Origin of the sequence: Clostridium beijerinckii, from assembly GCA_003129525.1 — a bacterium.
Classification (GTDB): Bacteria; Bacillota; Clostridia; order Clostridiales; family Clostridiaceae; genus Clostridium; species Clostridium beijerinckii_D.
This window is the reverse complement of the sequence record CP029329.1, coordinates 4034654-4061151: the sequence shown is the minus strand read 5'-3', so window position 1 is coordinate 4061151 and position 26498 is coordinate 4034654. Positions and strand designations below refer to the sequence as shown.

Genomic DNA, 26498 nt, shown 5'->3' with positions numbered 1-26498 from the left:
TTTTAAAAATTCTTTTGTATCCTCATAAAATCTTCATAACTTTTTATTATAATAAAAATATGAAAATATGAATTTTAATTAAAATATATTAATGAAATAAAATGAAGTAATTTAATGGAGGTAAATATGAGCATTAAAAGAGAGATTATTAAAGTTTATGACATGACCTGTATTTCTTGTGAAAACAGAGTAGAGAGAGCATTAAAGAAAGTTGATGGAGTTATAAATGCTATGGCTAGCTATAGCAATCAACAAGTAACTGTTGAATATAATAATGAGATTTGCACTAAGGAACAGTTAAATGAAGCTATTAATAAAGCTGGTTACAGTACAAAGAATTCAAGTAATATTAAATTTGCAGGTTTTTTTATTGTAGTTGCAGCTATTCTGCTTATTGGTAACTCTACATCAGGTTTTGATATGAGTGCTAAGCTAAATAATGCATCTTATATGGTGTTATTTATTGTTGGTATGCTTACATCTATTCATTGTGTTGGTATGTGTGGTGGAATAATGCTTACACAAAGTTTATCTAAAGACAGTATTGTGATTGAAAATCAGAACAAATTTAAGACTTTAATGCCTGCAATTTTATATAATGCTGGAAGAGTAACTTCTTATACAATTATTGGTGGTATAGTAGGTGCTTTAGGTTCTGTACTATCACTATCACTTAATGTGAAAGCAGGGCTTCAAATATTTGCAGGATTATTTATGGTAATAATGGGACTAAATATGGCTGGATTTTCTGCGTTTAGAAAATTTAACATTAAATTGCCATGGTCTTCATGCAAAGTAAAAAACAAACCTAAGGCACCATTTTTGGTTGGAATGTTAAATGGATTAATGCCTTGTGGTCCTTTGCAAACAATGCAACTTTATGCACTAGGTACTGGTAGTGCAGCAGCTGGAGCTTTATCAATGTTTATATTTTCTTTAGGAACAGTTCCTTTAATGCTAGTATTTGGAGCAATATCAGGTTTTTTAAGCAAAGGTTATACAAAACAACTTTTGAAATTTAGTGGATTTTTAGTAATAATACTTGGAATAATAATGGGAAATAGGGGGCTTGCCCTTGCTGGAGTTGGAGTGCCAAGTGTTAGTACGTTAACACAAAGTCTTTCAGGTAGTGAAGCTCAAGCTGCGACATCTAATGCAGCTAAACCAACCATGGAAAATGGAGTTCAAGTAATAAGAATGACTGCAGATAATAATGGTTATACTCCGAATGCTTTTTATGTTCAAAAAGGTATACCTGTAAAGTGGATAATTACAGGAAGTCAGATTAATTCCTGCAATAATGCAGTGGTAGTACCATCTTTGAATATACAAAAAACTCTAAAGTCTGGTGAAAATGTAATAGAATTTACACCTGGAGATAAAGACATAAACTTTAGTTGTTGGATGGGAATGATAAGAGGCGTAATCAAAGTTACAGATAATCTTGATTCTGTAGATACATCTAAAGCAGATCCATCAATTCCAACGCCAAGCAGTGGAATGAGTTGCTGTACAGGTGGAGCTGCAAGTAGTGTGCCACAAACGCCAAGTATATATGGTGATGATTTAAGCAAAGTTTCTACTGATAGATTAGTTAAAAAAGCTAATATTATTGGCGATACTCAAAGTCAAAATTTAAAAGGAATTGGTTATGAGTTTGACCCACTTGTAGTAGTACTGGAAAAAGGAATAAAAACAAAACTTTCAATAGATCTTAATTCATTTGATAATGCTGATGGAAGTTTTACTATCTTCAATGCAGAAACTGAGGAAATAGTAAATACCTTTACAGGTAAAAAGGGTATTGTAGATGTAGAATTTAAGATAAATGAAAGTGGAACATATGTAATTGTTAAAGACAATGTGGCTGTAGTTGGAATTCAAGTTACGGATTCATTGAATACTGTTAACTTAGAAGAGGTTCGTGAAAATTTCATAAGTTAAGGCACAATCAAAAAAATAACAAGTCCATCTGCTAGTCTATTTTCCATCATCCTTCGTCAGCAGATTGCACTAATAGGCTCGCTATGAGCACAATCCGCTTCCTTGCCTGATGAAAAATATACACTTAGAAAAGAGCAGCTGTGCTGCATATAAAAACTTTTTATGGCATTTTGGACTTGTTATTTTCTTTCATGTGTCTAATACTCTTGACAATAAAAGAATGTTCGTTTATTATAGAAATATAATAGAGGTGTTCAAATGAGAAGAAAAGATGATGAAAAAGAAAAAAGTATAAAAGATGCAGTTATTAAGTTAATACTTAAAGAAGGTTTTCAGGGTACTTCTATTTCCAAAATAGCTAAAGAGGCAGGGGTTTCCCCAGCTACTGTTTATATTTATTATGATAATAAAGAAGCAATGCTTCATGATATATATATTGAGTATTCTGAAGAAGTCTTTGATTATTTACTTAATAAAGTTAATAATGTGATTGATGGTAAGCAACTTATTGAAATAATCGTTAGAGAATATTATACATACATTAAAAAGAATGGTGAAATTTTCCATTTTGTAGAGCAGTTTTCAAGTTGCCCAGCTCTAGCTAGTGGATGCTCAGAACGTAAGGGTATAAAAAACTTAAATAATTTGTTAGATGAAATGAAAGAAAAGAAAGTGTTTAAGGATTTTCGAAATGATAATTTGATAGCAATAATTTTTTCTCCAGTAAAATACATTGCTATTAATCAGTGTATTGGAGAAGTAGAGCAAGTTGAATTACTTAAAGAAATGATTAGGATTATACAGGACGCTTTGATAGAAAGTTAAAGCGAGAGTATTAAAGCGAGAGTATTAAAGCGAGAGTATTTTGTGAAGAAATAATCACGAAAGTATCTCGCTAATATTTAACAAATGGTTAAATGAACGTTCACTTATGAATACAGTTGAAGAAAGGATGATTATAATGATGAATATAGATAAGAAAAACAACGAAGGTATGGTAATTCCAGTATCAGATCTAGCTTTATTACCGGGAATGATTTACACCCTAAAGCTAAATAGGATTAGTGAGGAAGAGCTTAAAAATTTAGCTGAGGAGCATGAAATTAATATTGCATTACCTTTAAAGCAAAATTTTAACCAAAGTCTATTAAGGGAAGATGATTTTTATAAAATTGGAGTTTCATTTCATGTAGATGGAATTGAAAAAACAGAAAAAGGATATCAAATAAAAATTAAAGCGATTGATAGGGTAGAAATTAAATCACTTAGTATTGAAAATAATTATATTAGTGCAGAATTTGAGATTGCATCAGATATTATTGATCTTACAGAAAAGAGCCAAGAAGAAATGCTAGAGTATGTGAAGAAAGTTACTCGCGATGTTAGTGAAAATTTCACAGGATCAGATCAATTCATGAAGATTATAGAAGAACAAAAGGATTTAAATAAACTCATTGGTTATCTTACTCAATTTATGCCACTTTCAAACCAAGAAAAGTATGATTTAATAGAAACTCAATCTTTAAAAGAGAGAAGCCTTAAGTTTATGGATTACCTATTAAGGCAAAAGGAAACTCTAAAGTTACAATTTGAGATGACAGAAAAACTAACTGAAAAAGCTAGTAAAAGTTATAGAGAGTCGGTACTTAGAGAACAATTAAAGGCAATTCAAAGTGAATTAAATGAAGGAAAAAGTGAAGGCTCTAAAAAAGACAAGGATTATTTGAATAAGATTGAAGAGGCTCAAATGCCAGATGAAATAAAAGAGGCTGCTTTAGAAGAATTAGAAAAATTAGAAAGTCAAAGTCCAAATAGTTCAGACTATAATGTTATACGTAACTATCTAGACCTATTAGTGAAGCTTCCTTGGAAAAAGGCTGAACCTAAAATGATTAATTTAGGGGAAGCAAGACGTGTATTAGATGAACAACATTATGGACTTGAAAAAGTGAAAGATAGAATAATACAACATTTAGCAGTTATGCAGCTTAAAAAGGATAAAAAGGGTTCTATTTTATTATTAGTTGGACCTCCAGGAACAGGAAAGACAAGCTTAGGTAAGAGTATTGCTGAAGCCCTTGATAGAAAGTATATACGCTTAAGTTTAGGTGGTGTACGTGATGAAGCTGAAATTAGAGGACATAGAAGAACTTATGTGGGTGCAATGCCAGGAAGAATTATTCAAAGCATTAAGAAGGCAGGAGAAATAAATCCAGTTATGGTTTTAGATGAAGTAGATAAACTAATGACAGGCTATAATGGAGATCCAGCTAGTGCATTACTCGAGGTACTAGATCCTGAACAAAATAATACTTTTACTGATCACTATTTAGGTTTACCTTATGATTTATCAGAAGTATTCTTTATAGCGACAGCTAACTCATTAGATAGTATTCCAAGACCTCTATTAGATAGAATGGAAATAATTCAAATATCTAGTTACACTATGAATGAAAAATTCCATATTGGTAAAAATCACTTAATACCAGGAACTCTTGAGGAACATGGACTTAATAAGGAACAATTAGTTATAGAAGATGAAGCTTTAGAAAAAGTTATTAGTGAATATACTCTAGAAGCTGGTGTAAGAGGACTTAAAAAGCAATTAGCTACTCTTGCAAGAATTACTTCAGAAAAGATTGTATCTAATAAGGTAGAATTACCATTTAAAGTTACTGCTAGTGAATTAGATGATTTGCTTGGAAGAAAAGTTTCAAGTCATGATAAGGCACAAAGTGACAATCCACCAGGAGTAGTAACAGGACTAGCGTGGACAGCAGTAGGCGGAGAGATACTTTTCATTGAAGCTACAGACATGTTAGGAAATGGACAAGTTACCTTAACTGGTCAATTGGGAGATGTTATGAAAGAATCTGCAAAGATTTCTTTAAGCTTATTGAAGTCAAGACTACCAATGAATGCTGTAAACTTTAAAGAAAGAGATCTTCATATTCACGTTCCATCAGGATCTGTTCCTAAAGATGGTCCTTCAGCTGGAATTACATTATTCACAGCCCTTGCATCTTTAGTTACTGGTATAAAAGTAGATTCAAAGCTTGCAATGACAGGGGAAATTACTTTAAGAGGAGCAGTACTTCCAATAGGAGGTCTTAAAGAAAAGTTAATCGGAGCTCAAAGAGCTGGAATAACAAAGATATTAATTCCAAAGGATAATGTAATTGACTTAAAAGATGTACCAGAAGAGGTTAAGAGTCAATTAACTATTATAGCAGTAGAAACAGTAGAAGACGTACTTCGTGAAACTTTAGGAATTTCATTACCTAGAGTAGAACATATATTTAATCCTAATGGATCTACTCAAGCAATTTTTAATGTAAATCAAATATAATTTAACATGAAATAGCCATCACTTTTATGTAAAGGTGATGGCTATCTTATGTTTTGAAGTAAAATTTTTAGTAAAAATGTATAGAGTTTCTAGTCTAAAGCAATACTAATGTTAAGAATCTTCTGAAAATAAAGGGAATTGAATTTTTATGTAGAATTCATATATAGAGAGGAAGTGGGATTTTTGGAAAAGTATAATATACCAATGGGAACTTTAGTTGAAATAAAACATAATGATGTAAAAGCTGATAAAAAGAATGATGGAGTAAGATTGTATGTTGTGGCACATCATAAAGATGGAAAAGGAACACCTGTATATTCTTTGGGGTTAAAAGGAGAAACCAGTGCTTTAAAAATGCATAATGGATTTTACGAGGAAGATTTAGAAGTTATTGATAAAATATCTGTTCAGTTAACTAAGGATGAAATAAGTGATATAGTTCAGTGGGGAAATACCTGTGAAGAAGAAGGCTGGCTAATTGAAAAGGAAGTAAATCTAAAAGACAGGTTAAGCAAATTTATTTAATGATATAGGAATTAAATCTAGCAGCTCTAATAAAGTTGCTAGATTTTTTTCATTGTGCCTTATATTGAATCTATTATTTCATATTAATGAATTAGATAGCTAAATAAAAGGTTTATCCAAGGCATTTTGAAATATGATTGGATTAAGAAATATTTAATATTTTTATGTCTATGAAATGTGTATTTTAGTTAGTTAGTCGGTATATGTTTGTATATTTTTTTCTCATTAACACAAAAATGTAAATTAACATATTATATAGTATCTTAAATAACTGAGGAGGAAATTTCAATGGGATACAATAATAATAACCATTGTCGTCATTCTAATGAAAATAATCAATGTAGAGAAAATTCTTATAGAGTAATAAATCATAATCATGAATTTTTATCAAGTACAGACTATGAAGAAGATTGTGAAGGCGTAGAACACAATCATCGTATTGCCGGTGTGACTGGTCCTCCAATTGTTCGGGGTAAATCTCATGTTCATAATATAGCCGTGTTTACAGATACTTTTGATGATCATTTTCATAAGATTTGTGATACTACTGGTCCAGCTCTTTATCTTCCCGATGGAAAACACATTCATTTACTAAAAGGCACAACAGATGTTGCAGATGAAAATAATCATGATCACGATTATTTTTTCACTACTCTAATTCAAGCGCCTTCAAATGTTCCAGAAGATAGGAAATGTTAAAAAAGCTTAGAAATTGTTTTTTTAAAAGGTGATTTTTAGGATATAGGAGTTAATCCTGTATCCTTTATTTTTGTTAGAAAATAATTATATATAAGTTGTAGTTTTTATTTTTAAGCAAATTAAGATACTGTTACCTAATTGATGTAGATTATTTTTTGCAACATATATATTAACAATATTAATTGTATAGATGGGAACATACTAATTAAACCTTAGAAGCAATAACAAATTAGTTTATACCATTGAAAAAGGTGATGCGGTAACACTCATAAACAATCTATTATAAATGTCACAACTTTTTCCTATTGGATTATTTATTGTTTTTCACCTTTTTTTCTTTATTATTAGATTTTTCATTAGCCTTTTCATTAGCTTTATCATTAGCCTTTTCATTAATTTTTTTGTTTTCGCTTATTTGTGGTACAACTTGAGTTATCTTTTGTCCTTCACTTATAACTAAGTCGATTTTCTTATTTTTTTCATAGTAGGTATTACTTGCAGGCGATTGACTAATAATTAAGCCCTTAGGGACAACCTCACTATATTCCTTTGTGATATTGCCAAGCAAAAATCCATTATTAATTATACTGCTCTCAGCAATATCTTGGGAGTTTCCAATAAGTGAAGGCACAAGTTTTTTTTCATCTTCTGGTAAGTTTACACTCATTTCTGGAACAACAGTTTCTGTAGTTGCTGCTTTTGTATCTGTAGAAGGTTCTTTAGAAAGATATTTTCCTAAAATACAAATAATTATAGTTAAAATAATTAATCCAGCAGTTAGTATTATCTTTTTATTTTTACTAGTACCATTATTTCTTGATAGTCTTTTTTTATCTTTTTCTATTATTGACGTTTCTGGACTCATGACTTGAGTCATAAGAACTGTGGAATCAATTTTTGCATCAGACAATACAGTAGTTGGATCCGTTAGAATTGTTGTATCTAGGTCCATTAGAACTGTAGCATCCATTGACCCATTATTAAAGTTCACTTCTAAATCAGAATTCTCTTTGATTGCATTTAATATATCAGCAAGTTCCTTAGCAGTTTGAAATCTATTAATAGGTTCTTTCTCTAATGCCTTTAAAATTACTGTATTAATATTTTCAGGTATACCTTCAATAACTTCTTTGGGTGGAATAACAGGTTCTTGAATATGCATTACAGCTACAGAAATAGGAATTTCTGCATTATAAGGGACTTGTCCAGTCACCATTTGATACATAACAATGCCTAAGGAGTATATGTCTGTTCTACAATCCACAAACTTTCCTTTAGCTTGCTCTGGAGAAAAATAATGTACAGAACCTACAATGTTATTAGGATTGGTTATGGTTATTGAATCTGTTACTTTAGCGATTCCGAAATCTGTTAATTTAACTATATTATCTTCTGTAATCAAAATATTATCTGGTTTTATATCTCGATGAATTATATTATTTTTATGAGCACACTCAAGTGCTTTAGCTATTTGAAAAGCTATATCTAAAGCCTTGAAAGGGCTAAGTCTAACATTTTTTTGTATAATTTGCTTTAATGTTTTTCCATTAATGTATTCCATAACTATAAAATTAATACTGTTCTCGGAACCAACATCATAAACATTAACTATGTTTGGATGTGACAAGCTTGCAATAGAATTAGCTTCTCTTTTAAATCTAGTAATAAAATCTTCACAATCATTTAACTCTGATTTTAATATTTTTACAGCTACAAATCTATTTAATAAAGTGCATCTTGCTTTATAAACAATTCCCATGCCACCTTCACCAATTTTTTCTAATAATTCATATCTGTTTAAAAGTAATGTCCCTATCATGTCTGTCCTCCAATGTAAAATAGTAATACATGTATTATAACATAATAAATACCTATAAATGCATCGCTTTTGAAAGAGTCGATAGAAGCAAATAGAAAGAAAAAACAGTATAACAAGGAATGTCTTTTTATATAGGCGTAAGTAGTGACAAAATTATTTTTGAAGAATATTATTACAAAAACATATCTTCGAAGTTGTATTTTTGTAAAAATAAGCTATTACTTTTTATATATTTTAAATATAAATATATAAAAATAAAAAATAAAAAAGAGGGGTATACCCTTTGCGTTGCAAGGGCTAGAAGGATATTAGAGAGTATAAGGGAAGAAACGAGAGCATAGTTAAGCTTATTGCAGTTAATATCTTTTGAGGGAATTACGGCACTGATTATGATGTTGAATAATGTCGAAAACGTGTTAGTATATATACATGGACTTCCTTGAAAACAATAACACTAAAAACGATTTCGAAAAATTAATATATAAGATATCAAGGAACCAAATAAAACAAACAAAGGAGAAAAACTAATGAAGAAGGCTTTTTTAAAAAAGATAGTGATGGCGGTTGTTGTAGCAACAACAATGACTAGTTTAACACCGTTAGGAGTATCTGCAGCAACTACTAAGTCAATAGATAACAATTATTACAATTTAATCACAAATGGAACATTAAAGGCAGGTTGGATTCAAGACAATGGCAAATGGTATTACTGCGATAACACAGGAGCAATACAAACAGGGGTTATTAAAGTTAATGGTAAAACTTATTGTCTAAACACAGCTGGTGTAATGGAGACAGGAAAGGTTAGTGTAAATAATAAAACATATACATGCTCTTCAAATGGACAAGTAGTAGGAACTAAAGTTCCAGTAGTTGATAAAGTATTTGATTCAAACAATAAAGTAGTAAAAGATAATAATAAAAATTCTACAGTAAGTAATTCAAATATTAATAAAGGAACAACCAATACAGGAACGACTACTAGTACAAGCACGGGAAGTACAACTAATATAGGAACTACTACTAGTACAAGCACAGGAAGCACAACTAATACAGGAACAACTACTAGTACAAGTGCAGGAAACACTACTACTTCTTCAAATGTAACTACAGTGGATGTACAGGGATTACCTAAATTACCAACAACATATTCTATTAATGTACAAGCTACCGCTGAAAATAAAATTCTTGAATTAATGAACGCAAAAAGAGTAGAATCAGGTTTAAAGCCGTTAACTATGGATAACACTTTGGTACAAGTAGCAAGATATAAGAGTGACCATATGATTCAATATAACTACTTTGATCATGCAACTCCACAAGGAACTAAATATACAGATTGGTTACAAGCAGTAGGGTACAAATATACTACAGCTGGGGAAAATATAGCATATAATACTTATGATGCAAATGAATTATTTACCCAATGGTGGAATTCATCAGGTCATAGAGCAAACATGATGAACTCTTCATATACTAAGGTTGGTATAGGAGTTGTTCAAGGAAATGGTAAAATTATGGGAACACAAGAATTTTCAAACTAGGAATATGAAGTAAAATACGAATTAAAGAATTATAAAATGAAAGGGCTGTTGCAAAACTAACATAGTTAGTTTTGTGACAGCTCATTTTCTATAAAACCGAGGAATTCACATTGATTTGTAATATTATAATGTTACTACAGACTTTCTTCTAGGTTTTGACCAAGATAAATTTTCGGATATTATTTAAGTAGAGAGTTGGAAATAGAAAAAAGTAATTAAGAAAAACTTGATGACTGTAGTTGATTAAAGTTCTACTCTAGCATTTTAACTACCTATACATAATTCAATGACAATAGTATAATCATTTTATTGAGAATATTTTTGCTGAAATTGATTTTTATCCGATAGCTAGCATCCGTAAGACTCCTTCTTATTCAAGTCAGAGGTAACGGCTGCACGCTCCTGGATCAGTTCAACTAAATTCAGTTGGAGTATAAAACTCCAACTGAAAAGTTTCACTTTATATTTAGGGAGGAATTATTTTGTCGGAAAAGAATAAGAAATATAATATTACTAGGGTTACTAAGTCAAAAGAAAAGGAGAATCCTGGAGTTATAGTTGAGGCTGAAAAGCCATTATCACAGTCGATGTTATGGGAATTACAAACAGAGTTCTTTTCAAATCAGGGGCCAGAGGCGTGGATTAAAGGAATTGTACCTCAATATATAACAACAAATCCTTATATTGCAAACCAATATGCTAAAACTGTCTTTGGATACCTACGAGATTATGTTGCAAGGGAGGATATAGATAAAGATACAGTCATCTACATAATGGAGCTTGCAGCAGGAGTAGGGCGATTTACCTATACTTTTCTAAAAAGATTTTTACATCTAATTGAAAATTCTTCACTAAAAGGTCTAAAATTTAAATACATAGTAACAGATTTTGCCGAAAGGAATATTGAATATTGGCAAAACCACAGTTTTTTAAAGCCTTATTTTGAATCTGGAGTGCTTGACTGTGCAACCTTTGACATTTCTAAAGATGATGAGGTTAGGTTAAGACATAGTGGTGAAGTTTTATCAAGTGGTAAACTGAAAAATCCTTTGATTTTATTTGCCAATTATACCTTTGACAGTCTTCCTCAAGATACTTTTTATGTTAAAGGCGGAGAACTTTTTGAAGGTCTTATTACAGTAACTGAGCCAAAGGATGAGGTTGATCCAGAGGATAAATCAATTTTAGCAGGTTTGGATTATTATTATACAGATAAAAAAATTGATGGAAATGATTATTACGAAGATAAGAATTTTAATGATGTTCTTCTACACTATAAAAATTCTTTAGAGGATACAGCGTTTTACATGCCTATTATTGGCTTAAGGTGTATTTCCAGATTGAGAAAGTTATTCAATGATGACATAATCCTAATATCCGCTGATAAGGGTTATAAAAATGAAGAATCTATGTTTAAAAACTATCACCCATTTTTATCAAAACATGGATGTATTTCTATGACAGTCAACTTCCATGCTATGGAGTTATATTTTAAAGGGCTTGGTGGAAAAGCCATACATAGCATATATGAACACGAAAATGTAAATGTATCTCTGTTTTTATTAAGTAAAAATAATAATGACTTTGTAGAGACTTCAATGGCTTATAATGAGGTTATTGAAACCATAGGACCAGATGATTTCTATATTATAAAGAAAGCAATTATGCCACTGAGTAAGTCTTTAACTACGAAAGAACTTTTGACCTTCATAAGGTTTACAGTTTGGGATGCAAGAACCCTTCTTGAATGTTATAACATATTACTTGAAAGAATAGAAACAGAAGAAAACTTCCCCAAAGATGAACTGATTGATGTTATCAATAAAGTTTGGGAATATTATTTTCCTATTGGTGAAGAGGGAGATTTGGGATATCATTTTGGTTCAATATTAGGTTATCTTGGCCACGATAATGATGCTCTAAGATTTTTTGAATCTTCATTAGAATTTTATGGTGAGTGCCCTGAAACCAATTATGAAATTGCACTTTGCTATTACAATTTACAACAATGGGATAGAACACTTGAGTATACAGAAAAATCTCTAGTCTTAGATCCAGATTTTGAAGAAAGTAAAAATTTAAAAAACATAATTGAGGACATATTAGGAGAGAAGTAGAATTTAAACTGTGACCTATGACTTTAGGGTATATTGAAATTTTTGATTATTTATCAGCAAATTCAAATAATATATAGATTAATTACATCTATTATATTCAATTTGTAATACTGTATCTATAAAACATGCTATAATAGTATTAAATATATTATTAAGAGGATGTGAATTATATTATTAATGAATATTGCCCTAAATGTCATCAGTTGACAAGTAGCACAGTAACTACGACAGAAAAGGAAGAAAAAGATGATAATGGTGAAAGATTTAAAATTATAACAAATAGTTATCAGTGCAATAAGTGTAGTACATTTGTACGAAGTGAGAATGAAAAGATATCTATAGAGTATTAAGAAAGTATAATAAATAATTTAAAATACTAATTAGTTAGAGTACCGACTATTCAAAAGAATAACGGTATTTTTTTTGTTTCATAATACTTTTATTTCTTACCAAGTATATTAATAGTATTATGGAACAATATTATAATGATAAAATGACTAATTATCAATTACAGTTGAATAAAACATGCTTCAAAATATAAATCAACAGTTGCTTCGGTATATATTTCTGGTATAAAAATATAGCTTGTTCTTATATTATTATCGGATATTATGTAATATTATAATAATATAAGAAAGCAATTTGAAAGATGAAACTAATAGCAAATACACTTTAGATGTTAAGGTGCTAAGCAGTTTTATATTAACGTCAAGTATTAATATTTTCAAGAAAAGGGGATTAGAGAGATGAATCAAAAAGAAAGAATGTTATCAGGGTTACCATATAAAGCTTGGTTAGATGGACTCAACGAAGAAAGAATAGAAAATAAATTAAAAATATACAATTATAATTTACTTCGTCCAGATGAAAAAAATAAAATGGAAGAGTTGATTAAAGACATATTAGGAAAAACTGGTGATAAAGTTTTTATAGAGCAGCCATTTCACTGTGATTATGGTAAAAATATTGAGGCGGGCAATAACTTTTTCGCTAATTATAATTGTACAATATTAGATGTTGGAAAGGTAATCATAGGTGAAAATGTGCAATTTGCACCAAATGTTTCTCTGTATACAGCAGGACATCCAATACATCCTGATTCACGAAATTCTGGATATGAATATGGCATTGGTATAACAATAGGAGATAATGTTTGGCTTGGTGGAAATGTTGTTGTAAATCCTGGAGTTCATATTGGAAATAATGTTGTTGTTGGAGCAGGAAGTATAGTTACCAAAGATATTCCAGATAATGTTGTAGCAGTAGGAAATCCATGTAAGGTTATTCGTGAGATTACAGAAGAAGATCGTAAATATTATTATAAAAACAATGAATTCGATGTTAATGATTACAATACGTAGAGTATTTTTAAATTAGGGGTGAAATGATAATGGCTATATTAGAAATTAAAAACTTTTCAAAGGTATACAAAGGTGGGAAAAAAGCTGTAGATAATTTTAATCTTACAGTCTCATCTGGAGATATTTATGGATTTATCGGGCACAATGGAGCTGGAAAGAGTACAATGATAAAAGCTATTGCAGGGATACTCGATTTTGAAGAAGGGCAAATTTTTGTTGATGGACATTCTGTTCAAAAATCTCCAATAGATTGTAAAAAAGTAATCGCATATATACCAGATAATCCTGATTTGTATGAGCATCTAACAGGCATTCAATACTTGAATTTTATCGGGGATATTTTTGAAGTTGGAAAAGAAGAGAGAGAAGAACGCATCGGAAAATATGGGGAATTATTTGAGATTACTAGTGCACTAGGAGATTTGATTTCTTCTTATTCTCACGGAATGAAACAGAAAGTAGCTCTGATTTCTGCTTTAATTCATAAACCAAAACTATTCTTGCTTGATGAACCATTTGTAGGATTGGATCCGAAAGCATCTTTAACGTTGAAGAATATTATGCATGAAATGTGCAAAGAAGGAAGTGCTATTTTCTTCTCTACTCATGTACTCGATGTTGCAGAGAAACTTTGTAGTAAAATTGCTATTATTAAAGAGGGTAAGCTTATTGAAAAAGGAGACACAGAAACTTTGATAAAAAATCAGTCTTTGGAATCACTGTTTATGGAGGTAGCAGAAAATGAAAAATAGCACTTGGATTCTTTTAAAGGCGCAGTTGTTGAACCAATCAGGACTAAACACCTTGAAATATGATAAGGATAAAAAGAAGAAAAATGGAGTTGTCATAGTCACTGGAGCAATGACTATGATTATGATTATGTTGGCTGTATATTCCTTTGGTATTGGATATGGGTTTGGGAAAATAGGATTGGCTAGGATTATTCCAGCATATGCCTTTACCATCACAAGTTTGCTCATCATATTCTTCACTGTATTTAAAGCTAGTGGAATATTATTTGCCTTCAAAGATTACGATATGCTTATGGCACTTCCAGTTAAAATAACTACAGTTATCACAAGCCGATTTTTATTGATGTATGGAATGAATGCACTTATTTCAATTGTTATTATGCTTCCAATGGGTATTGCCTATTGTCTATGGACCAATCCACAAATTATATTTTATGGAATGTGGATTATTGCTATATTTATAATACCACTCGTGCCAATGACAATAGCAGCAGTTATTGGATCAGTTATTAGTGCAATTTCATCTAGATTTAAATATACAAATATGGTGAGTATTGTATTATCATTTTCCCTGGTAATTGTTATTATGGGTATAGGCATGAATGCAGGAACGATTAACGCCAATCAAATAGATATTAATCAATTAACATCGTTAGGTACAATGTTATCTAAACAAATGAATCAGATATATCCATTGGTAGGCATAATAGATAAAGCAGTTTACCAGTATGACATAGTTGCATTTCATGCTTTTTTGGTAATTTCAGTTGTGTGGTACTATATATTTGTAAAACTTGTGTCTATCAAATATAAAGCTATAAATACTGGGCTTATAACACATCAAACTAAGTCTGATTATAAATTACAAAGTTTAAAAGCATCATCTCCATTTAAGGCATTGTATCGAAAAGAAATGAAAAGATTCTTCTCATCTTATCTATATGTACTCAATGTAGGGATGGGAGCAGTGCTTTTGCTAGTAGGTTCCATTGCATGCTTTATTCTAGGAATAGATAAAATAGAACAGCTTATGGGAATATCAAATATGAAATCTATGATTATTAACTTTATGCCTTTTGTGATTTCTGGAATGTTAGCAATGACATGTACAACTTCGGTGTCACTTTCTCTAGAAGGGAAGAACTTATGGATACTACAATCTGTGCCACTAGATGCTGCATATATATATATAAGTAAAATGGCAGTCAACGTAAGTATTCTATTTCCTGTATCTCTACTAAGTTCTCTATTTATAAGTATTTGTTTGAAAACAGACATTATGTCAACTGTATGGATATTTGTCACACCACTTGCTTATGTGTGTTTTACTTCTGTATGGGGAATGTTTATTAACCTTAAAATACCGAATTTCACATGGGAATCTGAAGTAACTGTAATCAAGCAAAGCATGTCATCTATGATTGGAATTTTAGGTGGAATGCTATTTGGTATTATACCTATTGGAATTTTAATATTCCTGTCAGGAATAGATAGAAATTTAATTACAGGAATAATTACTTTTGTAGTGATAGGTATTTCAGCGCTGCTTTATAGAAAAGTATGTGTAACAAAGTTACCAAGTTAATAATACTGGTATATAATTATTTTATATTTTTAGCAAACTTTTTAAAAGCATAAAACTTAAGAGAAAGAAGGTACTACTACATGGACAAGGGAGCATTATTTTCAAGCTATTTTAATGAATTCAAAATAATATTAAATAATGTATTTAATGAAATAATCACAGTTGATTGTAATAATAAGATATCTTTTGTTAATAAAGCTGCAAGTATTCTTTTTAGAATAGATAGCAAAGATAGCTTGGGCAAGGATGTTAATGAATTAATACATAATTCTAAATTATCTTGCTTTTTATCCACTAAAAAAGAAGAGCTTAAAAAGCCTATAATAATTAATAATTTAAATTTAATATTAAGTATCATACCTTTTCACGATGATAAAGGTGTAGCAGGATCAATTTTAATTTTCAGCAATGTAACAAACCATGGTGAGTTGATTCATAAACTTGATAAAGAGAGAAATAGCAGTGAAATATTAAACACTGTAATTGAAACTGCTTATGATGGAATGGTTATAATTGATAAGCAAGGAATAATTACCATGATTAGCAAGGCGTATACGGAATTTTTGGGAATAGCCAGGAAGGATGCCATTGGCAAGCACGTAACTGAAGTCATCGAGAATACCAGAATGCCAATAGTACTTGAAACAGGTAGAGAAGAAGTGGCGGAGCTTCATAAGATTAAGGGAAGCTATATGATAGCATCAAGAATACCAATAATTAAAAATGGTGAGATTATTGGGGTAGTAGGAAAGGTACTATTTAGGAATTTAAAAGAACTAAACAGTCTTTACAAAAGAATAAGTATTATAGAAAAGGAATTGGCAACTTACAAATCAAAGCTTAGAGAATTCAATACAGCTAAGTATTCTCTTAAAAATATTATAGGTGAAAGTGATTCGATTGTTTTGGCTAAAGCTATAGTTGAAAAGGCTGCTCATACCAGCTCTAATGTACTTATTTTAGGGGAAAGTGGTACGGGTAAGGAAATATTTGCTCATGCTATACATTCTGAAAGTAACCGCCATGAAGGACCTTTTGTTAAAATTAATTGTGCAGCAATTCCAAGCGATTTACTCGAGTCAGAATTGTTTGGTTATGAAGCAGGAGCTTTTACAGGTGCGAAAAAAGAGGGGAAGATGGGAAAATTTGAAATCGCAAATGAGGGCACAATATTTTTAGATGAAATTGGAGACATGCCTCTTCATATGCAGGTGAAACTCTTAAGAGTTATTCAAGAAAGGGAAGTTGAAAAGGTCGGTAGTGTAGCCAGCAAAAAGATTAATATAAGAATAATTGCTGCAACTAACAGGAATCTTGAAAAAATGGTCTCGGAAGGTAAATTCCGTGAAGATTTATATTATAGGCTTAATGTTGTAACAATTGAAATTCCTCCTTTAAGAGAAAGGGGGAATGATATAATACTTATTTCTAATCATTTAATTAAAAAGCTTTCAGTTGATTTGGAGAAGAAAGTTACAGGAATCTCAAAGGAGGCTGAATATTATCTTAAAACCTATGAATGGAAAGGTAACGTAAGGGAACTAGAGAATATTTTAGAACGGGCCATTAATATTATGGAAGATAGTGAAATCATTGATGCTGATGATTTACCAAAAGAAATCACTGGTAAAAAAGCTTCAATTATTCCTAAAAGGCTTAAAGATATTCTTGAAGAGAGTGAAAAAAATGCTATTATTCTTGCTATCAGAGCTTCAGGTGGAAACAAAACAAAAGCAGCAAAAATTCTTGATATAGGACGTACTAGTTTATATGAAAAAATAGAAAAGTATAAAATACATATATAGTTGTTCGCAATTGCGAACAACTATTTTTTTTTACTTAGTTTACTGTACGGAAATACATACAATATGTAAATGTTTACTTAAAAAGTGTGCGCTAAAACGTACAGAAGTTCTTGCGATTAAGAATTTTTTCATAAATGAAGAGAGAAAAAAACGTGGTTTTACGTTAATTTTCTGGTCAAAACTTTGGCATGGTTATTGCTTATATAAATAAGTGTAAACGAACTCATAAATAAATATTACGCTCTTGCTTAATGGAGTATGTAAAAATATAAAAAGGAGGACAAAATATGAACAAGATAATGTCCGTTGAACAAGCAATCTCGTTAATCGAAAACGGAGACACTGTAGCATTTGGTGGATTTGTAGGAGTTGGACATCCTGAGGGAATATCTAAGAAACTTAAAGAAACTTACCTTAAGCAGGGTAGACCTAACAACTTAAATCTTGTTTATGCAGCTGGGCAAGGAGATGGAAAAGAAAAAGGGTTAAACCATTTAGGTCAGGAAGGTCTTATTTCAAATGTAATAGGAGGACATTGGGGATTAGCACCTAAGATTCAAAAGCTAGCAATTGAAAATAAGATAAGAGCTTATAATCTTCCACAAGGAGTAATATCAAGCCTTTATAGGGATATTGCAGCTGGTAAACCAGGGACTATTACTCGTGTTGGTTTAAAAACCTTTGTAGACCCAAGAGTTGAAGGAGGAAGATTAAATAAATGTACTACTGAAGATATTGTAAAAGTAATTGAAATTGACGGTATGGAGTATCTTTACTACAAAGCTTTTCCTATAAATGTATCTATACTTAGAGCTACCTATGCAGATGAAGATGGAAATGCAACTCTTCAGAAGGAGGCTGCAACTCTTGATGGACTTGCTATGGCACAGGCGGCAAAAAACTCCGGTGGAAAAGTTATTCTTCAGGTTGAAAAGATAGTATCAAAAGGAACGTTAGATCCAAGGCTAGTAAAAATTCCTGGAATACTTGTAGATGCAATAGTTGTAGCAAATAATGAAGATCACATGCAGACATACTCTGAACAATTTAACCCGGCTTTTAGCGGACAAATTAGAATGCCAATAAATTCTATTAAATGTTTACCTATGGATGAACGAAAAATAATAGCAAGGCGCTGTGCAATGGAGCTTATACCAAATGCAGTAACCAATCTAGGCATAGGTATGCCAGAAGGAATTTCAATGGTAGCAAATGAAGAAGGCATAGGAGATACCATTATGTTAACTATTGAGTCTGGTCCGATTGGTGGAATTCCGGCAGGAGGCTTAAGTTTTGGAGCTGCCATAAATCCAGAGAGCATTATAGATCAATCTTCCCAATTTGATTTTTATGATGGAGGTGGATTAGATATAGCATTTTTAGGACTTGCTCAATGCGACGAAACAGGTAATATAAACGTAAGTAAATTTGGTCCTAAAATAGCAGGTTGCGGAGGTTTTATAAATATTACTCAAAATGCAAAGAAGGTAGTATTCTGCGGAACCTTTACAGCAGGAGGACTTAAAATTAGTGTCACTGATGGTAAGTTAGTAATAGAAAATGAGGGGGAATCAAAGAAATTTATTAAGACTGTTGAACAGATTACATTCAGTGGAGATTACGCGAGAGACGTTAATCAACCAGTACTTTATATAACTGAAAGAGCAGTTTTTAGACTGTTAAGTGATGGAATAATCTTGGAAGAAATCGCGCCAGGAGTAGATTTACAAGAGGATATTCTTGATCAAATGAATTTCAAACCAATAATCTCAGGTAATTTGAAGATAATGGACGAAAGAATTTTTGAGGATAAGCCTATGAACTTAAAGTAATATACAAATATAAATAAAAAGAAGAGACGGATAAATAGTTTAAAATAAAAATAATAAAATAACGGAGGTTTTATATATGGCAGTTGTAGGAATTTTAATAAGTTTAGCACTTTTAATGTTTATGGCTTATAAGGGGTTCTCAGTTATTATTTTCGCACCTATATTTGCAATAGCCGCAGCAATATTTTCTGGAATGGCAATTATGCCAACGTATACAGAAATATTTCTACCTAACTTAGGCAACTATGTAAAAGTTTACTTTCCATTCTTCTTGCTAGGTGCTGTATTTGGTAAGGTTATGGAGCAATCTGGTGCAGCAAAATCTATTGCAAAATACATAGTAGAAAAGTTAGGTAAAAAACGTGCTATGTTATCTGTAATTTTAGCAGCTTCTATCTTAACTTATGGTGGAGTTAGCCTTTTTGTTGTAGCATTTGCTGTTTACCCATTTGCAGCTTCAATATTTAAAGAAGCAGATATACCAAAAAGACTTGTTCCAGCGACTATCGCTGTAGGTGCTTTTACATTTACTATGGATGCACTTCCAGGAACACCTCAGATTCAAAATTCTATACCAATGAAATTTTTTAACACAGACCTTTATGCTGCTCCAGTATTTGGAACACTAGGCGCTATTATTGTTTTAGTTTGTGGTGTATCGTACTTAGAATGGTGTAAACGTAAAGCTCAAGCAAAGGGAGAAGGGTATGGAACAAATCATACTCAAGAACCTGTAATTGTTGAAGACAATAGTTTACCAAATCCATTTATATCAGTATTACCACTAGCATCTGTACTTGCAGTAACTTTAGTTTTACAAAAAGTAATATTCCCTAAATGGGATATTACATCATGGGTTACTAAAGCGCCTTACAACATTCCTGAAGCAGGTGTTGTTGGTTCAATGAATAACTGGGCGCTTATGATTGCACTTGTATTTGGTATTGTTCTTGCCGTTGCTATTAATCCAAGGCGTATGAAAGGTAACATGGCAACAGCAATTAATGCTGGTGCTATTGGATCACTCTTAGCTGTTATGAATACAGCATCAGAAGTAGGTTTTGGTAATGTTATAAAAACTCTACCAGGATTTCAATCTATAGCTCACGCTTTAACAAATATTAATCCAAATGGTAGTCCACTACTTTCGGAAGCAGTTTCAGTGAACGTTCTTTCTGGAGTTACAGGTTCTGCATCCGGTGGAATGAGTATAGCACTCGACACATTTGGTAAGCAGTATTTAGCTTGGGCAAATAGTGCTGGTGTAGATACACAATTGCTTCATCGTGTTGCTGCAATGGCATCAGGTGGAATGGACACATTACCTCACAATGGTGCGGTTATTACATTACTCGGAATTGCAGGATTAACTCATAAACAATCATATAAGGATATTTTCGTGATTACTTGTATTAAAACAGGAACAGTTTTTATACTCATAGCATTACAAAGTATTTTACACTTCGTTTAATTAAAATATAAAACAAAATGTAAATATTGTTAGTAAAATTAGATATAGCGTAAATAAGGAGGAATTACTAATGAAGGGCTTAACTATAAAGGAAATAAATATTGGTGATAAAGCATCCTTTCAAAAAACTATTACAGAAACAGATGTGTATTTATATGCTGGTATAACAGGAGATCTGAATCCAGCGCATATAAATCAAGTTGAAGCAGAAAAAACAATGTTTCAGGGCAGAATTGCTCACGGTATGTTAACAGCTGGTTTAGTTTCTGCAGTAATAGGTATGCAATTGCCAGGAGCAGATTCTATTTATCTTGGACAAGAGCTCAAATTTATGGCTCCAGTAAGGATAGGAGATACAATTAAAGCTGAGGTAGAGGTAATTGAGAAGTTTGATGAAAAGAATAGAATAAAACTAAATACCATATGCAAAAATCAAAATGGTATTGAAGTACTTAAAGGTGTAGCAACTATAATGCCACCAAAATAAAGACAAGCTTTAAAAAAACAGTGTGAATTTCGTTTAATTGAAATTCACACTGTTTTTGTGTGAGGATTATTATAATTCTACCTGTTAACCATACCTAAAAAGGATATTAAAATAACAAATAACTATAAATTAGTACTTTTAGCTAGCAATCACTGGACCTCTGTGGTGCTTGCTAAGATTTAAAATAACTTAATCAGCGATTCTAACTCTTCAGATAAAGTTTTTGCACGTTCAAAATCAGTATTTCTGAGACATATGGCTATTTTCATTTCCAATTCCATTTTCTTTTGTTCAATTTGTAAATAGTCTTTATCAAAGTATTTGGCATAAATCATCTTTTTAAATTTTTTCATGTTCATTTTTCTGATTGTTTTATCTTCAATAAGTAAAACATAATCTACACAATTTATTATAGAATAGTAATCATGTGATACCATTAAAATTGCACCGTTATATTTTTCTATGGCTTTTTCAAGGGCCATTTGTGAATATGTATCTAAATGACTTGTTGGTTCATCAAGAAGCAGCATATTTGCTTTGCTTGCAGAAATTTTGATTAATTGAAGTATATTTTTCTCTCCACCAGATAGAGATTCAATCTTTTGGTTAATTAATTCTTCATCAAAATCATAGTTTGAAATGTAGGATTCAACCTCTTCATAAGTTTTAAATCCTGCATCTAGGAATTCTTCAAGTATTGTATTAGACTCATTTAATATCTCGCCTTGAATTTGTGATAAATAAGCTACTTCAATGTCAGGATCTATTTCAATAGCAGGATGATTATTTTTAAAGATATCTTTGAGCAAGGTTGTTTTTCCAGTACCGTTTAACCCAATAATAGCTACTTTATCATTAGATTTAATCTCAAAGTTAACATTTTCTAAAAGTATCTCATCAAACCCAGCACTGTAATCATTAACTTTTAATGCTATTTTTTCTTCTATAGCATTAATAGTAGTTAAACGGATATAAGGCTGCTTAATTTCAACAAAAGGTGTTTTTATTCTACGAGCTTCTAACCTTTCTAGAAATTTCATTTTACCTTTTAGATATCTTCCAGCAGCAGTTTCACCTGAAACTTCTGCTCTATCTCTTAGTCTCTTGATTATGCGTTCGTTTCTCTCAATTTCATCATCATCAGCAATAGCAAGTTCTTGCAACTCAATTTTAGTTTGAAGTAATGTGAAGTTATAATCAATATATCTTCCATCAAATTCTTGAAGCTCCATGTTCTCAAGATGAATAATTTTATTAAAACAATGATTCAACAGATATCTGTTGTGGGTAATAACTAACAATATTCCCTTGTGAGAATTAATTAGATTTTTAAGAGAATTAAGATTTTCAAAGTCTAAAAATACATCTGGTTCATCCATAATCATTAAGTCTGGACTATTAAGCATTTCCTTAATTACTTGAATAAGCTTGAATTGTCCACCACTAAGTTCAGATACCATAAGATCTTTAAGGTTATCTAAGTTTGCAAGATTTAGTTTCTTGTTAAGGATGCTTTCGAAATCATCACCACCAATTGCATCAAGTGAATCTAAAGCTTGTTGGTACTTTTCTAGTAAAGTATCAATATCTGAAGAAGTTTCCATTTCAGCACAAATAGATGTTATTTCATTTTGCAGCTTAATAAATTCTTCCCCTATATATTCGAAAACTGTAGTTTCCTTTGTTTTGTCTAGTTGTGAGAACTGACTTACATATCCAATTCTACAACTTGGATCCATCTCTAATTTACCATCGAACATATATTTTTCTGGATCCATAATTATATCTATAAGTGTACTTTTTCCACTACCACTTGTTCCTATAAAAGCACAATGTTGATCATTTTCTAAAGTAAAAGAAATATTATTATATAGGTCTTTTTGCGGAAATGAGTAGGATAAGTTATCAATTTTTATCATATTATTACCTCTCTTTTAATCATTTGAAAAGAGCCTATAAAAATAAGCTCTTCAATATATAATCTTCCCAATCGCAATTTTGCAATTGGGAAGACTATATAGTAATGATATTCTGTTTTCTTTCAATGTTGATAGCATAACACTTTTTACGACTAATTTCAATCATTTCATAGTAAATCGGTAGTATTTACCTCATAAAGAGGTCAGTGCCATAACTTTATAAGTTGACAAATTCAATGCAAATAATATTTGGATGGCTAAATTAACAATTATTGCAGAAGAAATTAAAAAAGTATTTATCGTAAAAAAGAGCTATCTAAAGATTTAACATACAAATAATATAAAAGCAAACGACTTAGTTATTTGGGGTTTGTTTTTTGTTTGGAAAATTTTGAAACGATGTATAGTCATTAGAATATTTTCATAATACTATTTTGTGGCAATAATTAAATTTTTGCATAAAATGAGTATATAAATAGATATATATGTATATAGTGATGATAAAAACTCTTTTAAAACAACAATAATATTGACAATATATAGGTATTGTTCTATATTATAAATAGATGAATATCTATATAGAGAGGTTCTGAATGAAGATGAATTATGAAGAAAATGCAAAAATATTTAAAGCATTATCTGATGCAAGTAGACTAAAAATAATTGATATATTATCTTGTGGCGAAAAGTGTGCATGTGATATTTTAAATCATTTTGATTTTACGCAACCAACACTTTCACATCATATGAAAGTATTAATTGAGTCTGGACTTGTAGAGGCTAGAAAGGAAGGACTTTGGAGTTATTATTATTTGAATGTTAACAATTGTAATAAGTTAAGTTTATTTTTAATGAATATTGTAACAGAAACTGAAGAATGTATTTGCAAGGATAAAACAAAATGTATTTGTAAATAAAAACAATCCGTTTAAGCAGAGAACCAAAATCTTGTATTTTGTGTGAATCGCTTACACATACGAACGTATGTGAGTAGTGTGTATTTAATCTATGCTAAACGAGATATCAGAAGGAGTGAATTTAAAATGAAAAAAATGATAATATTTGATCCAGCTATGTGCTGTTCAACTGGTGTTTGTGGTCCATCTGTAAATAAGGAATTATTAAGAGTTTCAACTGTTCTAAACACATTAAAGAATAAGGGTATATTAGTTGAAAGATATAATCTTACAAGTAATCCTCAAGCGTTTATAGATAATAAAGAAATAAATGCAATATTAAATACTAAAGGAGTAAATACATTACCTGTAACTATGGTAGATGGAATTGTAGTTAAAGAAGGTAAATATCCAACTAATGAAGAGTTTTGTAGTTTGTTAGAAATACCAGCAAGCTATTTAGCAGTTAATATAAAAAAGACTAATATAAATAAATCGAATATAAAGAAATCTAATAATGGCTGTGGATGTAAAGGTGGATGTTGTTAGAAGATAATTTTGATTTATAGGAGAAAGTAATTATTTTTAAGTAGAAGGGAAGGCAAATTATGTTTAAAGCATTTGATATACAAGAACTGAACTTAACTAAGTATTTATTTTTTACTGGAAAAGGTGGAGTTGGTAAGACTTCAACAGCATGTGCAGTTGCGCTGAGTCTAGCTGATGAAGGAAAGAAGATTATGCTTGTAAGTACAGATCCAGCTTCAAATCTTCAAGATGTATTTGGTACTGAATTAAATAACAAGGGAGTTCAAATAAAGGAAGTTCCAAATTTAGTAGTTGCAAATTTTGAACCAGAAGCTGCAGCAGCTGAATATAGAGAAAGTGTTATTGGGCCATATAGAGGAAAATTGCCAGACGCAGTATTAAAGAATATGGAAGAACAATTGTCAGGGTCATGTACTGTAGAAATTGCAGCATTTAATGAATTTTCATCAATGATAACTGATGAAAAGGTGTTTCATGAATATGATCACATCATCTTTGATACAGCACCAACAGGTCATACTTTAAGAATGTTACAGCTACCTTCTGCTTGGAGTAATTTTATTGATGAAAGTACTCATGGAGCATCATGTCTTGGTCAACTTGCCGGTCTTGAAGATAAAAAAGAAATCTATAAAAATGCAGTAAATACTTTAGCGGATAAAGATAAGACTATACTTGTACTTGTATCACGCCCTGAGATTTCTCCACTAAAAGAAGCAGAAAGAGCTTCAAGTGAACTCCAAGAAATAGGAGTAAAAAATCAAATACTAGTTGTAAATGGTGTACTTCAAAATCATGATGATGAGCTATCAACTGCTATTTATGAAAAGCAACAAAAAGCTTTAGAAAATATTCCAGCTGAACTTAAAAATATTGAAACCTTTGAAATTCCTTTAAGACCTTATAATATAACAGGACTTGAGAATGTAAGAGCTTTACTAAAAGAAAACCATATTAAAGTTAGTAACGATACTTTAAACATGACTTCAGTACCAAAGCTAAAAAATGTTATAGAAGATCTTTATAATAGTAATAAAAAAGTTATATTTACTATGGGTAAAGGTGGAGTTGGTAAAACAACTATAGCGGCGGCAATAGCATTAGGTTTATCTAAAAAAGGTAAGAAGGTTCATTTAACAACTACTGATCCAGCTGGTCACTTAAAATTTGTATTGGACGAAAGCTATGGAATTTCATTAAGTAATATTGATGAAAAAGAAGAACTTGAAAAATATAGGCAAGAAGTATTAGGTAAGGCAAGAGAAAATAATATGACTGATGAAGATATTGAATATATTGAAGAAGATTTAAGATCACCTTGTACTCAAGAAATAGCTGTGTTTAGAGCTTTTGCAGAAATCGTTGAAAAATCAGAAAATGAAGTGGTAGTAATAGATACAGCTCCTACAGGTCATACTTTATTACTTTTAGATTCAACTGAAAGCTATAATAAAGAAATTTCTAGATCACAAGGAGATATACCTGAATCAGTTATAAAGTTATTACCTACATTAAGAAATGAAAAAGAAACAGAGGTTATTATAGTAACTTTAGCTGAAACAACTCCAGTTTATGAAGCTATGAGACTTCAAAAGGATTTAGACAGAGCAAAGATTCATAGTAAATGGTGGGTTATAAATTCGAGCCTTTATGCAACTAATACAACTAATGACATTTTAAAGGCAAAAGCAAGAAATGAAATTCAATGGATTAATAAGGTCAATGAAATTTCAAATGGAAACTTTGCAGTTGTTGAATGGAAAGCTGATGAAGTTACAGGAGACAAACTTACAGAATTAATAGATTAGTTAAAAACTTAATATCACTACTAATTATTAACGCTA

General features: G+C 30.9%; 20 protein-coding genes. 18 read left to right on the top strand and 2 right to left on the bottom strand.

Going from position 1 to position 26498, the window contains the following annotated elements; genetic code table 11:
* Window positions 1-126: 126 nt before the first annotated feature.
* The 5 genes from DIC82_18305 (at window position 127) to DIC82_18285 (ending at window position 6517) form a co-directional block, all read left to right on the top strand.
* A complete protein-coding gene (locus DIC82_18305; protein AWK52828.1) occupies window positions 127-1944 on the top strand; it encodes a heavy metal transport/detoxification protein in 1818 nt (605 codons plus the stop codon).
* 258 nt (window positions 1945-2202) lie between these two features.
* A complete protein-coding gene (locus DIC82_18300; GenBank protein AWK52827.1) occupies window positions 2203-2769 on the top strand; it encodes a TetR/AcrR family transcriptional regulator in 567 nt (188 codons plus the stop codon).
* Window positions 2770-2905: 136 nt separating this feature from the next.
* Complete coding sequence (lon, locus tag DIC82_18295; protein ID AWK52826.1) at window positions 2906-5293, top strand: endopeptidase La; 2388 nt, start codon at window positions 2906-2908, stop codon at window positions 5291-5293.
* 183 nt (window positions 5294-5476) lie between these two features.
* Window positions 5477-5818: a hypothetical protein gene (locus DIC82_18290; GenBank protein ID AWK52825.1), complete on the top strand. Its 342-nt coding sequence runs from the start codon at window positions 5477-5479 to the stop codon at window positions 5816-5818.
* Between the two features lie 288 nt (window positions 5819-6106).
* A complete protein-coding gene (locus tag DIC82_18285; GenBank protein AWK52824.1) occupies window positions 6107-6517 on the top strand; it encodes a hypothetical protein in 411 nt (136 codons plus the stop codon).
* A 310-nt stretch (window positions 6518-6827) separates the two neighbouring features.
* On the opposite strand, the gene pknB is transcribed toward DIC82_18285, so the two are convergent.
* The gene (gene pknB / locus DIC82_18280) at window positions 6828-8336 is read right to left on the bottom strand and encodes a Stk1 family PASTA domain-containing Ser/Thr kinase (protein ID AWK52823.1); all 1509 of its coding nucleotides are present in this window, start codon (window positions 8334-8336) and stop codon (window positions 6828-6830) included.
* Between the two features lie 527 nt (window positions 8337-8863).
* On the opposite strand from pknB, the gene DIC82_18275 reads away from it, so the two are divergent.
* The 10 genes from DIC82_18275 to DIC82_18230 all read left to right on the top strand — a co-directional run bounded on the left by DIC82_18275 (window position 8864) and on the right by DIC82_18230 (window position 21290).
* The gene (locus DIC82_18275) at window positions 8864-9880 is read left to right on the top strand and encodes a serine protease (GenBank protein AWK52822.1); all 1017 of its coding nucleotides are present in this window, start codon (window positions 8864-8866) and stop codon (window positions 9878-9880) included.
* Window positions 9881-10362: 482 nt separating this feature from the next.
* On the top strand, window positions 10363-11997 hold the full coding sequence (locus tag DIC82_18270) for a hypothetical protein (GenBank protein AWK52821.1): 1635 nt from the start codon (window positions 10363-10365) through the stop codon (window positions 11995-11997).
* A gap of 161 nt (window positions 11998-12158) precedes the next feature.
* Window positions 12159-12347, top strand: coding sequence for a hypothetical protein (locus DIC82_18265; protein ID AWK52820.1), 189 nt, complete (start codon window positions 12159-12161; stop codon window positions 12345-12347).
* Window positions 12348-12743: 396 nt separating this feature from the next.
* Window positions 12744-13358, top strand: coding sequence for a galactoside O-acetyltransferase (locus DIC82_18260; GenBank protein ID AWK52819.1), 615 nt, complete (start codon window positions 12744-12746; stop codon window positions 13356-13358).
* 35 nt (window positions 13359-13393) lie between these two features.
* Window positions 13394-14110 (top strand): ABC transporter ATP-binding protein, encoded by a 717-nt coding sequence (locus DIC82_18255; protein AWK53130.1) that lies wholly within the window; start codon window positions 13394-13396, stop codon window positions 14108-14110.
* Window positions 14100-15695 (top strand): permease, encoded by a 1596-nt coding sequence (locus DIC82_18250; GenBank protein AWK52818.1) that lies wholly within the window; start codon window positions 14100-14102, stop codon window positions 15693-15695. Before DIC82_18255 ends, DIC82_18250 begins: the two co-directional genes overlap by 11 nt.
* Before the next feature lie 80 nt (window positions 15696-15775).
* Entirely contained in the window at window positions 15776-17500 is a 1725-nt protein-coding gene (locus DIC82_18245) for a sigma-54-dependent Fis family transcriptional regulator (GenBank protein AWK52817.1), read from the top strand.
* Between the two features lie 287 nt (window positions 17501-17787).
* The gene (locus DIC82_18240; protein AWK52816.1) at window positions 17788-19332 is read left to right on the top strand and encodes an acyl CoA:acetate/3-ketoacid CoA transferase; all 1545 of its coding nucleotides are present in this window, start codon (window positions 17788-17790) and stop codon (window positions 19330-19332) included.
* A gap of 76 nt (window positions 19333-19408) precedes the next feature.
* Window positions 19409-20803, top strand: a complete 1395-nt coding sequence (locus tag DIC82_18235) for a transporter (protein ID AWK52815.1) — start codon at window positions 19409-19411, stop codon at window positions 20801-20803.
* Window positions 20804-20873: 70 nt separating this feature from the next.
* A complete protein-coding gene (locus tag DIC82_18230) occupies window positions 20874-21290 on the top strand; it encodes an enoyl-CoA hydratase (protein ID AWK52814.1) in 417 nt (138 codons plus the stop codon).
* Between the two features lie 179 nt (window positions 21291-21469).
* Here the strand turns inward: DIC82_18230 and DIC82_18225 are convergent, their stop codons facing one another.
* Complete coding sequence (locus DIC82_18225) at window positions 21470-23209, bottom strand: ABC transporter ATP-binding protein (GenBank protein ID AWK52813.1); 1740 nt, start codon at window positions 23207-23209, stop codon at window positions 21470-21472.
* Window positions 23210-23802: 593 nt separating this feature from the next.
* On the opposite strand from DIC82_18225, the gene DIC82_18220 reads away from it, so the two are divergent.
* The 3 genes from DIC82_18220 to arsA all read left to right on the top strand — a co-directional run bounded on the left by DIC82_18220 (window position 23803) and on the right by arsA (window position 26462).
* Window positions 23803-24126 carry a transcriptional regulator gene (locus DIC82_18220; protein ID AWK52812.1) on the top strand — a complete coding sequence of 108 codons (324 nt, stop codon included), beginning with the start codon at window positions 23803-23805 and terminating at the stop codon, window positions 24124-24126.
* A 126-nt stretch (window positions 24127-24252) separates the two neighbouring features.
* The gene (locus DIC82_18215; protein ID AWK52811.1) at window positions 24253-24654 is read left to right on the top strand and encodes an arsenical resistance operon transcriptional repressor ArsD; all 402 of its coding nucleotides are present in this window, start codon (window positions 24253-24255) and stop codon (window positions 24652-24654) included.
* A 59-nt stretch (window positions 24655-24713) separates the two neighbouring features.
* Entirely contained in the window at window positions 24714-26462 is a 1749-nt protein-coding gene (gene arsA, locus DIC82_18210) for an arsenical pump-driving ATPase (GenBank protein AWK52810.1), read from the top strand.
* Window positions 26463-26498: the final 36 nt, after the last annotated feature.